Source organism: Bacillus sp. DX3.1 (assembly GCF_030292155.1).
Lineage (GTDB): Bacteria > Bacillota > Bacilli > Bacillales > Bacillaceae_G > Bacillus_A.
On the sequence record NZ_CP128153.1, the window covers coordinates 1191405 to 1205236 of the forward strand.

General features: G+C 36.1%; 12 protein-coding genes and 1 pseudogene. 9 read left to right on the top strand and 4 right to left on the bottom strand.

All coding sequences use genetic code 11. The annotated features are described in order from the left end of the window. Positions 1-12 precede the first annotated feature (12 nt). On the top strand, positions 13-900 hold the full coding sequence (locus tag QRE67_RS05910) for an RluA family pseudouridine synthase (protein ID WP_286123976.1): 888 nt from the start codon (positions 13-15) through the stop codon (positions 898-900). Positions 901-940: 40 nt separating this feature from the next. Here the strand turns inward: QRE67_RS05910 and prpE are convergent, their stop codons facing one another. Together prpE and QRE67_RS05920 are read right to left on the bottom strand one after the other, a co-directional pair. After that, positions 941-1681, bottom strand: coding sequence for a bis(5'-nucleosyl)-tetraphosphatase PrpE (gene prpE, locus QRE67_RS05915; protein WP_286123977.1), 741 nt, complete (start codon positions 1679-1681; stop codon positions 941-943). Positions 1682-1759: 78 nt separating this feature from the next. After that, on the bottom strand, positions 1760-2920 hold the full coding sequence (locus tag QRE67_RS05920; protein ID WP_286123978.1) for an FtsW/RodA/SpoVE family cell cycle protein: 1161 nt from the start codon (positions 2918-2920) through the stop codon (positions 1760-1762). Positions 2921-3576: 656 nt separating this feature from the next. Here QRE67_RS05920 and fabI point away from each other — a divergent pair. Then, positions 3577-4353, top strand: coding sequence for an enoyl-ACP reductase FabI (fabI, locus tag QRE67_RS05925; protein WP_286123979.1), 777 nt, complete (start codon positions 3577-3579; stop codon positions 4351-4353). Between the two features lie 394 nt (positions 4354-4747). Here the strand turns inward: fabI and QRE67_RS05930 are convergent, their stop codons facing one another. Further along, positions 4748-5311: a class I SAM-dependent methyltransferase gene (locus tag QRE67_RS05930; RefSeq protein ID WP_286123980.1), complete on the bottom strand. Its 564-nt coding sequence runs from the start codon at positions 5309-5311 to the stop codon at positions 4748-4750. Positions 5312-5715: 404 nt separating this feature from the next. Between QRE67_RS05930 and QRE67_RS05935 the strand changes: the two are divergent. From QRE67_RS05935 to QRE67_RS05965, 7 genes and pseudogenes are all read left to right on the top strand, one after another. Then, positions 5716-6117, top strand: a pseudogene (locus QRE67_RS05935) (IS3 family transposase); the annotation flags it as partial. Positions 6118-6424: 307 nt separating this feature from the next. Next, entirely contained in the window at positions 6425-7234 is an 810-nt protein-coding gene (locus QRE67_RS05940; protein WP_286123981.1) for a UTP--glucose-1-phosphate uridylyltransferase, read from the top strand. Positions 7235-7272: 38 nt separating this feature from the next. After that, positions 7273-8553, top strand: a complete 1281-nt coding sequence (locus QRE67_RS05945; protein WP_286123982.1) for a UDP-glucose dehydrogenase family protein — start codon at positions 7273-7275, stop codon at positions 8551-8553. 183 nt (positions 8554-8736) lie between these two features. Next, positions 8737-9738 (top strand): glycosyltransferase family 2 protein, encoded by a 1002-nt coding sequence (locus QRE67_RS05950; RefSeq protein ID WP_286123983.1) that lies wholly within the window; start codon positions 8737-8739, stop codon positions 9736-9738. Between the two features lie 28 nt (positions 9739-9766). Continuing rightward, on the top strand, positions 9767-10753 hold the full coding sequence (gene galE, locus QRE67_RS05955; RefSeq protein WP_286123984.1) for a UDP-glucose 4-epimerase GalE: 987 nt from the start codon (positions 9767-9769) through the stop codon (positions 10751-10753). 364 nt (positions 10754-11117) lie between these two features. Then, complete coding sequence (locus tag QRE67_RS05960; RefSeq protein WP_286123985.1) at positions 11118-12113, top strand: glycosyltransferase family 2 protein; 996 nt, start codon at positions 11118-11120, stop codon at positions 12111-12113. Between the two features lie 26 nt (positions 12114-12139). Beyond that, on the top strand, positions 12140-12868 hold the full coding sequence (locus QRE67_RS05965; RefSeq protein WP_286123986.1) for a GT-D fold domain-containing protein: 729 nt from the start codon (positions 12140-12142) through the stop codon (positions 12866-12868). A gap of 465 nt (positions 12869-13333) precedes the next feature. On the opposite strand, the gene QRE67_RS05970 is transcribed toward QRE67_RS05965, so the two are convergent. Beyond that, positions 13334-13666, bottom strand: coding sequence for a hypothetical protein (locus QRE67_RS05970; RefSeq protein WP_286123987.1), 333 nt, complete (start codon positions 13664-13666; stop codon positions 13334-13336). Positions 13667-13832: the final 166 nt, after the last annotated feature.

Here is a 13832-nt window from a genome sequence, read left to right on the forward strand (position 1 = left end):
GGGTTTATATATTTGAAAAGATTTACATTAAAATGGCATATGACAGAAGTAGAAGAGGGCATGCTTATTCGAGAGTTCTTAAAAACGAAAGGTATTTCCAAAGCTGCTTTAACAGATATAAAGTTTAACGGCGGCGCGATTGAAATTAATGGTGAGCATGCGAATGTTCGGCACATATTACAAGTAAGTGAGCAATTACAAGTATGCTTCCCGTTAGAACAGCGAAGTGAAGGGATGCAAGCGGAGGATATTCCTCTGTCTATTGTATATGAAGATGAATCTGTTCTTGTCATAAACAAGGTCCCCTATATGTCGACGATTCCGTCAAGGGAACATCCAACGGGAAGTGTAGCCAATGCACTCCTACATCATTATGATAAACAAAATCTTGCAAGCACAGTACATATTGTAACGAGACTAGACCGTGATACTTCAGGTCTCATGCTAATTGCGAAAAATCGCTTTATCCATCATCTATTATCAAAGCAACATCAGCAAAAACAAGTGAAGAGAACATATGAAGCAATCGTTCATGGTGAAGTAATAGAAGAGTCGGGAACAATTGATGCACCAATTGGAAGAAAAGATGATAGCATTATTGAACGAGTTGTATGTGAAGAGGGTCAAAGGGCGGTTACACATTTTCGTGTTATGGAGAAATCTCCTGAAAAGACGCGGGTTGCTCTGCAGTTAGAAACAGGAAGGACGCATCAAATTCGTGTCCATATGGCGCATATAGGACATCCGCTGTTAGGGGATGACTTGTATGGAGGTAGTGCCGAACACATGAAAAGACAAGCGCTTCATAGTACGAGTTTAACGTTTTATCATCCGGTGTTAGAAAAGAGACTAACGTTTCATGCAGATGTGCCGGAAGATATGAAAGAAGCATTGAAATAAGCTGTCCTCATACGCTGAGGACAGCTTATTTTATATTTCATTATGTAATTGTACGGAATTTCTCTGGCACAAACGGCATAGAAGAAGAAACAGAAACAGTCTCCATTTCTGGATAACGAAGCGCAGTTAACTTTCCTCCAAATACGGATCCAGTATCAATATTTATCGTATGATTGACAAGACGAGGTTCTGCTACGGGTGTATGACCATATACAATCCAAGCTTCTCCGGTGTAATGCTTGGCCCAGTCACGGCGGACAGGGGAACCATCTGGATGCTTTTCGCCTGTAATGTCACCGTACAATACGAATGTTTGCACTTTTTTATCTTGTCTTCCTATATAATCTTGCCGAATACCAGCGTGACAAACGATGAGCTTTTTATCGTCGAGTACGTGATAAAGAGGAGATTTCTCGTAAAGATCGATAAACTTTTTCTTGATTGCCTGCTGTTTATTAGGAGATAAAGCCTCGTACTCTGCCACGGTCGTTTCTAAACCGTGGGCAATCGTCACATTACGTCCGATGAAAAAGCGGTACAACTTATTACAATGATTGCCGGGGGCGTAATATGCCTCTTTTTTCTTCATCACAAGCTCCCACACAATTTCAATCATGCGTAGCGATGCTGGACCACGGTCAGTAATATCGCCGACAAAAGCGAGCTGTCGTTTCTCTGGATGGACAGGAAGACCGCTATCCCAGTTATAACCAAGCTGCTTCGTTACTGCTTCAAACTCTTCTAAACAACCGTGAATATCTCCGATAATATCGTACATCATTATGAATCACCTGCTTTGTTTTTTCATTAGTATACCTCTAATAGAACGAGAAAAAAACCATATCCAAATGGATATGGTTTAATCGAACATAAATGTTTTCGTTCGTGACCGTACGTTCAGTACAAAGCCAATCGCAATCATATAGGTCAGTAAGGAACTACCACCATAACTCATAAGAGGAAGCGTAATCCCGGTAATTGGAAGTAAGCCAATTGTCATTCCAATATTTTGGAATACTTGGAATGTAAACATTCCGATTGTTCCTGCACAGATGTAACTACCGAACGGATCATTACTTTCTAATGAGATATGAATCATACGATAAATAAGTAGGAAGAAAAGTGAAATAACAACACTTGCTCCTAAAAATCCGAACTGCTCTGCAATATTTGTGAAAATAAAGTCTGTATGCGGCTCTGGGAAGTATACTTGTCCATTCTCCCAGCCTTTTCCGTGCAGTTCACCGGAACCGGTAGCTAAAACAGCCTGCCGTAATTGATACCCTTGTGTTTCATATTCATAAGGTGCTAACCAGCCGTAGAAACGGTCCAATTGATACTCTTTTAAAATATGTTCCTTAAAGAAAGCTGTATGTGCAAAGTAAATGTACGTGAGTGTGGAACCAGCTGCTGTAACAAGACCAGCTAAGCCGAAAATAAAGCGCCAACGTATACCAGAGACTAAAATCATTGCCGCTAGCATTGCTGAAATAACCATCGTATTTCCTAAGTCCGGTTCTTTCGCAATGAGAAGCAGTGGTGGTAAGCTAGCTCCAAATATTTTGCCGAGTAAAATGAGATCCTCTCGCGGCGTTCGAAATGGATATTTTTCATTGTGATTTACAATAATGCGACCCACTACAAGGATTAAAAATAATTTCATAATCTCAGAAGGTTGGAAGTTACCGATTCCTGGTAATTCATACCAAGCAGTCGCCCCTTTAATCGTTTTTGCTCCTGGGATTTTGAATTCAAGTCCAAGTAGAAGTAGCATTGCAAATCCATATAAATACCAAGCAATTTGTTTATAACGATCAAAGTCGATAATCATAACTGCAATAATTGCTATGCTTCCAATGACATACCATTGAATTTGTTTGAAAACAAAGTTTACCTGTTGTAAATAGGCTGGTAAAGATGGTTGGGCACTGGCGATAGCAAAACAGCTCACAATCGCAATTGTGAGTAAAATCAGTAGCAAGACGTAATCTATTCGATATTGAGAATTCTTATCTTTCACCGTACGTAGTCCTTTCTGTTGCTCGTTGTTTAATAAAGTGAAACTTTAATCAGTAGGGGTTTTCTTCATCCCCCACCTATCTTCTTTGTTTCTCTCTAAATCTTGAGGTGGGGGTATTACTGCTCGCGAATAGCGGGATAAAAAAAAGACGCTATTACCATATTAGCTGATTTTTAGTTGTTTGCAAATATGTTGTTTGGATTTTAAGATGGGAATGTTAGATAAGAGCATACTTAGTAGAGGAAATGAAAAATATGTTTTTATATATGTAAATACAAATTAAAAAACCGACATAAACCCCTTCTTTTTAGGTGGGAGAGAGCATCCGGCCATGCATAGAAGCGGTCAGATCCTTTTCCTGCCCAGACATAGTGAAAACAAAAAGAGAAAATGAGTGCAGGTCACCTTTTGTTATTTATAGCCGCGGCTATATGTCGAAAAATCAAAATGGATTTATATAGAAGGAAAGTGATGTACAATCTAGTATATATAAAGTGATTTTCACTTATGAGAAGGAAAGGGAAAGATCAGAATAGAAATAAAGAAACATCTATAAATAATTTTATTTTGCCTTCTTTCGTATTTGTGATATGATATAAATATATTACCAGGTACTAATAACTACTATTACTAATTTAAATTAGGGGGATAAATAAATGAGTCTTCTCAACTTAAAAGGAAAAAATATTATTGTCATGGGTGTTGCGAACCAACGAAGCATTGCATGGGGAATCGCTCGATCACTACATAGTGCAGGAGCAAACTTAATTTTCACATATGCGGGTGAGCGTCTAGAAAAAAACGTTCGTGACTTAGCAGAATCATTAGAAGGACAAAAATCTATCGTCTTACCATGTGATGTAACAAACGATGAAGATATCGCGCGTTGCTTCCAGTCTATTAAAGAAGAAGTAGGTGTTGTCCACGGATTAGCACACTGCATCGCATTTGCAAACCGTGATGATTTAAAAGGCGAGTTCGTTGATACATCTCGCGATGGATTCTTACTTGCGCAAAACATTAGCTCATTCTCATTAACAGCTGTAGCAAGAGCAGCGAAACCGTTAATGACAGAAGGCGGTAGCATCGTTACATTAACATATCTTGGCGGCGAGCGCGTTGTATCGAACTACAATGTAATGGGCGTTGCAAAAGCATCACTAGACGCAAGCGTAAGATACTTAGCAAACGACTTAGGACAGCATAACATTCGTGTGAACTCTGTATCAGCTGGACCAATTCGTACGCTATCAGCTAAAGGTGTTGGCGACTTTAACAGCATCTTAAAACAAATTGAAGAGCGTGCACCACTTCGTCGTAACGTAACGCAAGAAGAAGTAGGGAACACAGCGTTATTCTTATTCAGTGATTTAGCAAGTGGGGTTACTGGTGAGAACATTCATGTGGATTCTGGGTACCATATTTTAGGGTAATTGAATAAAATGAGCGAAAACCTCTTGAATCGTAAAAATTATGCGATTCAGGAGGTTTTTTATGAAAATAATTTGCTAGCTCATTTTTTCGCTATTCAAGTATAAAAAATATAGTATAAGATATGATACAAAGAGTACCTGAATGTAGCTGTTATAAATAATTGTAGGAGGAATTACGATGATAAATCATGGTAAAACAATTTCCTTGATTGGAAGAGAATATAGATTGAAAGATATAACTCAAGGGTGGGAATGCTGTATTTTATTTGAGGGAGAAAAAAGTATTAAATAAGACAACAAAATTTAATTAATAAGGTAGTAATGAGGCTCAGGTTTAATAATTTATAGCGGATAACTTTGATTTAGATCAATTGTAGAACTACCTTTTGTATATTTATAGTTTTCGAACAAATAATAGACTATCATATAGTGTAACATATTCGAAATTTTCATTGTTGCAAAGTTCATCTACAGCTTGGATGACTCCTGGCCAATTCTCACAATAATCATGAAAAGCTATTAATCCTCCCTTAACAACTCTCGGAGCATAATGAATAATGTCGTGCTTAACACTTGGATATTCATGGTCTCCATCTATGAATATCGCAGCAATAGAATTAGGACAATCGTCATAAGCTTCTGTACTGTATTTTTTTATTGGAATAATAAGGTTTTCACATCCATGATTCTTTACATTATCCTCAAAAAAATTACTGGGACATAAAATGAATGGGTCAATCGCGTAGATTGGACTTTTCTTGGTGCTCATTAAAGCGCTTCCTAGAGCTAATGCAATTGTACTTTTTCCTTTAAATGAACCGATTTCAACTATGTCTCCAGGTAAATGATCAACCATTGAAGGTAAATTTAATAATGCAAATTGCTCATGGTATGACAGCCACCCTTCAATACTGCCTACAATTGATAGTAGTTCATATATACTTTTCATAGTTTTCATATTAAAACGTTACCCCTTTCTTAATCTTATAATGCCACATTCGTAAATACAGCTAGATGATATGAAAATCAAACAATTTCCTCGTTTGTTAATGATATTCCTTCAAATATCTAATTCCATACAGAATTGAATCCTTATTATCAATTTGATAGTGTATCTTGAATTTTTACAGAAGACAGATTGTAAATGTAAAAATATCGAAGTATGCCACTGGTATTTGGAGGAGAAATAGCTGGGAAATGATTCATAACAAAATTTTCACCCTAAAAAATTCTAATTTTAATAAGTATATTTTGTTAATCATTTTGCTGTTTTTTTGTATCTAGTAATTTTTTGACTTCACAAATATGATATGTAAAATTATTTTTTTTGCTACTATTAATTTTATTCTTCACTTAAATATGTACTCCAGAAAAGTGATTGGCTGGTCTATGAGTACACGTATGAAAGATTCTCTCGTGATAGACGCTTTTTTACAAGGATATAAGAAAGAACATCAGAAAACAGGATTAATTATTCATACAGACCAAGGGTCTCAATATACAAGCAGTAATTTTCAAGCCACACTAAAAAAGTATGGTGCTGTTTCGAGTGTCAGTAGAAAAGGAAACCCTTATGATAATGCATTAATGGAATCCTTTTATAAAACCATAAAAAGAGAGCTCATTCAAGGTGCCAAATTTAAAACACCTGAACAAGCTCGAAAAGAAATATTTAAATATATAGAGTTGTACTACAATACCAAAAGAATACATTCTTCCTTGGAATACCTTTCTCCTATCGAGTTTGAAAAAGCCTATTCATAATATTAACCGAACTTAGTGTCCAGTAAATATCGACAAGTCCAACCTCCAATTGTTAATTGTGTCTAACAGTTGGAGGGCAGTTCAAATTGTAAAAATACAATTTAGGAGGTTTTTTTGTGATGTTTAAAAACAACTTTGAAGTTGTTGCCCTACATGTATATTTATGTGATATTTACCCAAAAAATTGACAAGATGTAACCAAAAATAGTCTTTGAAATATATTGATTAATGTAGCGAGAGAATGGTTCGTTGTAGTTACACATAACAGAGTTACTTTTTATTGTATTAGGAAATGAGGTGATCGAGTTTGATAAAAAAAGCTGTTATACCAGCTGCAGGGTATGGAACGAGAAGTCTTCCCATTACAAAGGTTATACCAAAAGAAATGTTTCCTATCTGCGGTCGCCCTGCAATTGATTACATTGTACAAGAAGCAATTGATGCTGGTATTGAGGAAATTCTTATTATCACATCTAGATCTAAAAATATGATTATGGATTATTTTGATCGTTCTATAGAACTAGAAGAGTTCTTAACAAAAAATAAAAAAGAGCATTTAATCTCTACAGTTATCCCTCCAAACGTTCATGTTCAATATATACGTCAAACTTATGCAACTGGATTAGGAGCTGCAGTGCAGCTAGCAGAGCGATTTGTAAGTAATGAGCCTTTTGCTGTATTGCTTCCCGATCAAATTTTTATGAATGAAGAAAAAGGTATGCTAAGCGAATTAATAGAGATTTATGATGAATATCAAACAAACGTTATAGGTGTTAAGGAGATGAAACAAGATGATTTAAGATTATACGGAGTAATAAAAGGAACTCAGATAGAACAAAATTTATATAAGATGACCGATATAATTGAAAAACCTCAAAGTTCTCCTCCATCTAACCTGGCTGCTATAGGGCGTTATGTTTTTACCCCTGAAATATTCTTCTTTCTTAATCAAACTATTCCTGGTGTAGGAAATGAAATTCAATTAACAGATGCAATGAAACAAATGCTTCTTACTAAAAACTATATGGCAAAAGTATTAGAGGAACACTGCTTCGATTTAGGAAAAGAGAGTGAATATATAGCACTTATAAATGAAGTGTTTAAAAAAATGGAATAGCTCCTTGCAATTTACAGGTGTTCTTTAAGGAGGAAAATATGAATATATTGGTTATTGGCACAGGATATGTAGGAACTACAACAGCTTTGATTTTTGCTGAACAAGGTCACAAGGTAACAGGACTGGATGTGGATGTAAATAAAATTGAAAATTTACAAACTGGGAAGCTACATTTCTATGAAACAGGTCTTGAAGAATTATTAAACAAGCATTTGCAGCAAAAAAATATTGCGTTTACTACAAATATAGAAGAAGGAATTCAAAATAGTGAAGTGATTTATATTTGTGTAGGAACACCTCAAAAAGAAGATGGAAGCGCCAATTTGATATACGTGGAACAGGTGGCAAAATCCATTGGGAAGCTGATGAACGGCTACAAAACTATTGTAACGAAGAGCACGGTTCCAGTTGGTACAGCTGAAAAGGTAACAGGGTGGATTAAGGAATCACTAATAGTCCCGTGCGAATATGATGTTGTATCAAATCCTGAATTTTTACGGGAAGGATCGGCTCTATATGATGCTTTACATCCAGACCGGATTGTGGTGGGGGCTTCTAGGGAGAGAGCATTTCAAAAAATGCGTGAAGTATTCGGAGATGTATCATGTCCTTATGTGGAAACGACTCCAAGAGCTTCCGAGTTGATTAAGTATGCAGCTAATTCATTTTTAGCTTTGAAAATTTCCTACATTAATGAATTGGCAAGATTATGTGACCAACTGAATATAAATATTACGGATGTAGCAAAAGGAATGGGATTGGATAAAAGAATTGGAACCAGTTTTTTAGGGGCCGGCATAGGGTATGGCGGGTCATGTTTTCCAAAGGATGTTAATGCGTTATTGGATACGGCGAATCAATATGGAGCCCCACTATCTATTCTAAAAGGCGCCGTAAACGTAAATAAAACGCAGCCTTTCTATGTTTTGGAGAAGATGCAACAGGTGCTTGGCGGTTTGAAAGGGAAAATAATTGCTATTCTAGGGCTGTCTTTTAAAGCGAATACAGATGATATAAGGGAATCACCTTCCTTGATTGTTGCTAACTATTTATTAAAAGAAGGGGTAAATATCAAAACTCACGACCCTGTGGTTACATTATCTTCTTCGTGTTTCAAACAATATCAGACAGTAGAAGAGACAGTCACAAATGCGGACGCTATTTTAATTTGTACCGATTGGTCCCAATATAAGGATTTTCCCTGGGAGACAATAAAAGATAAGATTACCAATCCTATTATTTTTGACGGAAGGAATTGTTTGAACGCTGAAAAAATTAAGCGCTTAGGATTTATCTATAGAGGTGTTGCATACCCATAACGTATATAAGAGTGGCCATGGAAGGATAAGGAATTAATAAACTAATATAGGTTGCATGCTTCACATTTAGTGGAAACAGTCCGTTCTTCTTATAAAAAAGTAAAAATCTATTTATTCACTAAATGAACAGCCCACTTTAGCATTTATTATCAATCTATTTTTGAGGAGGAGAGGGGGAAGAACATGCTAGTTTCTGTAGTAACAGCTGTTTACAACGGAGAAGAGTACCTTCGGGAATGTATTGAGAGCATTTTGGATCAAACATATACAGAGTTTGAATACATCATTGTGAATGATGGATCGACAGACAGAACAAAGGAAATTTTAGACGCTATACAAGATACAAAAGTCAGAGTGATACATTTAGAAAGAAATCATGGAGCTGCGTTCTGTCTCAATCAAGGAATCAATCAAGCAGAGGGAAAATGGATTGCTGTCCAAGACGCCGATGATATAAGTACTCCAACGAGGCTAGAGGAACAGGTTAACTATTTAAAAGACCATCCTCAAGCTATTGGGGTAGGTTCTTTCGTTAAAGGGATAGCAGGAAAGGAACTGGTTTCGGAAAATTCTTTGTATGCTCATGAGTTCTATTTTAATAAGGTAATGTCTAAAGAAGAGGTTTATACGTCAAGATTTCTGACATGTTACGTATGTCATGGTTCAGTAATGTTTTTAAAAGAAGCGTTCCACCGTGTGGGTGGATATAATCCTCTCTTTAAAATAGTGTATGACCGCGACCTATGGTTCCGCCTGTTTGAAATTGCACCATTTGAAAAGATACCTAAGGTGTTGTATCACTATCGTATTCTTCCTAATTCCCTTAGTCATGGTGATTCTATTGCGGTAGGTAAAGAATTATTATTGGCTGCCACAATGGGTATACGAGACGCCATCTGTCGCAATAAAGGCTACCTCCATAATAAAAGTCCGAATGTTATTGTATTGGCATCTCGAAATAAATGTGAATTCTTTAAGATAAATATTGCTCCTCATATCAATATGAATGTTAAAAGATATATTAGTCGCAGCGGAGAACTGAGGGAAAGGGAAATTAAAGATTTACTAAATAAAGATATCATCGATGGTGTATTTGTAATGAGTGATCATCAATCACGTCGCTTCATGAAAAAGCTTATTGGTAAAGGATTAAGGATGGATGAGCATATTTTTAAGATTGAATAGCAACATGATTCAGGAAAGCAGGTGGACTATGATACTAGTTTTAGGCGGAGCCGGCTATATAGGTAGTCACGCAGTAAAAGAATTATTAGATAAAGGGTACTATGTACTAGTTATTGACAACCTTTCGACAGGGAATCGTCGCTCATTGGATCCTAGGGCTGTATTTATTGAGGGGGAAATAGGAGACTATCCGCTGCTGGAACGGGTTTTTACTCAATACAGTGTTGAGGCCGTTATGCATTTTGCCGCGAGTTGCTTAGTTGGCGAATCTATGTCCAATCCGCTTAAATATTATGAAAACAATGTTATAAGTTCCTTTAACCTATTAAAGGCAATGGTGAACCATAACATCAAGAAGATAATTTTTTCTTCTACTTGTGCCACATACGGATTGGCGGAAAACGAATTTTTAAATGAAAAATCTCCTACATCCCCAATCAATCCATACGGGCGTTCTAAGTTAATTGTTGAGCAAATGATAGATGATTGCTTTAAAACATATGGGCTGGATTATATAATTCTTCGTTACTTTAACGTAGCGGGCGCTGATTTTTCCGGTCGAATCGGGGAACATCATAACCCTGAAACACATCTCATTCCAAATGTTCTTTTGCACCTGTCAGGAAAATCCAAATACATATCTGTATTTGGAAACGACTTTAGTACTGCAGACGGAACATGTATACGTGATTACATCCATGTGCTTGATCTGATAGAGGCACATATATTGTCGTTGCAAGAATTACTAAATTCTTCACCCACGAGAAGAATTTACAACATAGGTAATAATAAAGGATACTCAGTTAAACAGATTATTGAACAGTGTGAGAGAATAACAAAGAAGAAAGCAAACATTGTATACGAGAGAAGAAGAGAGGGGGACCCTCCTTATTTAGTTGCATCTGCAAAAAAGATTTGTGAGGAACTCGGTTGGATGCCTAAATATTCTTTGGAAGATATGATTCATTCTGCATGGCAATGGTATAGAGCCAATCCAGATGGATATAACAACTGAGATTTGGGCATGGTTTTATCATAACCTCCCCTGAGTAATTCCTTTGGTTTACTAGATTTTAAGATAAATCTATGCTAAAGACAGATATTAATATTAGGTGTGTATAATCGCTAAGAAAAGACAAAACATTCTAGTTTCGTTGGAAGTAGATAAAACGGGTTTACTCTTGTCCCATTTAATGGCGTGTTCGTTAAAGAATCAAATGTCTTCGTACCATATTCACACGTATATTTATAATATTTATATAATTTGAATTTGTTATAATTAACGGATAAAAGCCCTGTCATTCATCTTACTTAAAACATAATCTAATAAGGATATGGGAGAAGTCCTTTAGTTAATTAAAATTAAGGAGAGTTGCTTAATGTTTATATCTGTTGTAATGGCTGTTTATAACGGCGAGAAATTTATACAAGAAGCAATTGACAGTATTCTTTCACAAACATACGAGCATTACGAACTGATTATAGTTAACGATGCTTCAACAGATAATACTTCACATCTTTTAGATAAAATTGTAGATCCTAGAGTGAGGATAATACATCTTTCAAGTAATCAAGGGGCAGCTCAGGCACTTAACATAGGTATTGAGCATGCGAAAGGGGACTGGATTGCAATTCATGATGCGGATGATATTAGTGTCCCTAAGCGTCTAGAAATACAAGTTGATTATCTTTTAGAACATCTCCAACTAGTTGCGGTAGGTTCTTGGATTAAGTGTATCCCGGGCGAAAATCAACTATCGGAGGAAGATCTTTATTTTGAAAGTGGAAGAAATTGGTTTCGGACGAATTCTCAGATAGCGTCATGCTTATATCATGGTTGTCCATTAACTCATGGAAGCGTAATGTTTTCACGAAGTGCTTATGTAACAGCAGGAAAATATGATGCTAACTTAAGAATTGCTTATGATTATGATCTGTGGACTAGACTCATTACTTTAGGTCCAATAGAAAATGTCCCTGAGGTACTTTATCACTATCGAAGATATAATGAATCTCTATCCAATAAGAATATGCACGAAACAGTGAAAGAATTATTTTACTCATTTTCAAAATATGTTCGAAATACAATTTATAGAAATCGGCAGGATTCTCCAAAATTTATTGTAATTGGAAGCAGAATAGGCTGTGAATTATTTGTAGGGCAGTCAAAATCATCACTTGAAATTCCATTAATGATTTATAAGAAGGAAAGAAGTTATCTCCCACAACTCAAGTCGTGGTTCAAAAGCGGGAAATTAGACGGGGTAATTTTATTAGATAGTACCGTCCATAAGAATGTACTGATTGGGTCATTAAAAAGGTGTGGAATGGAACCTAATCGAAACATTTTCGAATTTTATAGTGGTGATCTGTAATAAAAAATGATTATTGAGGTGATTCCGTGTCATGCAATTGTCATAGTTATCAACATAAGTTTTTGAGTACTTATGAAGTACTTGCTCTTTTAGAGGAAGCGGTAAATAAGAAAGAAGCATTTTCATTGACTCGATTTTCACATGCAGAAATTTCTTGTTTAAGTTGGAAATTTAATCGGAAAATATTCAATATAATGAATGATTTCAGATCATACAATGGTTTTACTGAGTCTATTGAACCTACAGCCAGAAAAGTATTGAAATCTATGAAAACAACAAATGTGGCAGGATTTATTAGACAGGACTGTGAAAATCAAGGAGAATTTTGGTATGAGAATACTAAAAAATTATTTCATCACTTACACTATATCCCTAAAAAAATATGTTCAGTTTGGATAACACATGAAATGATAGAGGAACAAAAGTTTTGGGAACTCCTTCGAGAGAAAAAGATAGCCCTTATTGGCAGACGTGCACAAGAGGCTATACCGTATTTTCAAAAAAATCATGTGAATGTAACAATTGCTTTGCCACTAGAAGGAACACAGCATATAAAAGAATTGCATGAATATTTAGCGAAAAACAATGATTGGAACATTGCTTTACTAGCTGCAGGTATACCAGCAACTATCTTAACACCAATGCTAGCCAATTCAACAGGGCGAATCGCTATCGATTTCGGTCACGCACTTGACATGGTAATTGATGGACATAGCTTTAACTTTAGTGAAATATTTAAACAGTGGAAGAATTAGCAGGATTAGGGATGCTTCAAAGGTGTTTCAATGGAGAACCTTTTTAAATTTAGGCTATATTAAAATATAATGTTGATTTGAGAGTGTAAAAGGATGCCTTTCGTTAAAGGCATTTTTTTTATGGCTGAATTGTACTAAGCCTGCCACTTATCTTCGTCTGAAATCCACTTAGGCTGTTTTAAGTCCAAGTACCGTCCTTCATCATGGAAACAAACGTAAGAAGGTGTTTCAAATTTTATGCCTCCAGCTTCATTCCAACAGTTTGAACACCACTCTACAAAAAAAAATGTTAGAATTTACTAATTTTTTCGTCATTTGCTTCATAAAAGTCCCAGAATATATCTTCTAGTTCGTCTTCTAATGGGAAATATTCAAAGTCGTCTAGAATGCTCTCACCTCCAGAAAAGATGGTTTCCTCTTGCACTTCGTAAAAAAACTCATTGGCTCCCCTATCCATAGAATGCATTATGATGGATGCTTCAGAAGGAGGATACTATCAGAAGCTAAATACTCTCCGATAGCTTTATCTAAACGAGATTTTACGATTCTCCTCATACCTAATAAACTAGAGTATGTTGTTTTCTGACGGTCACGAGCCACAAGTACGCATACTTGTTCCTTACTAATGCCACGAAACGAAGACGAACCGTCACGCTCTCTTGATTTACGACCTACAATGTTTCGTTTTTCTTTCTCGGAATATAAGAAATATGTCTCGTCCGTCTCGACTACACCTTCAAATACGGCACAATGGATATGTTGAAGAGCAGCTAACAGCTTATGTCTCCAATAAAACAACGTAACCTATGAAATATCTCTAATGATTTCAGCAGATTTAAGAAGAGAGTATCCTTCATACATTTCATGAACTCTAACCATTGCTCATGTTTTCGAGTACGGTGCAACGGCGTATTTGTAAGATCTCTAAATGATTTACGGCAAGACTTGCATTTGTACTGCCGAT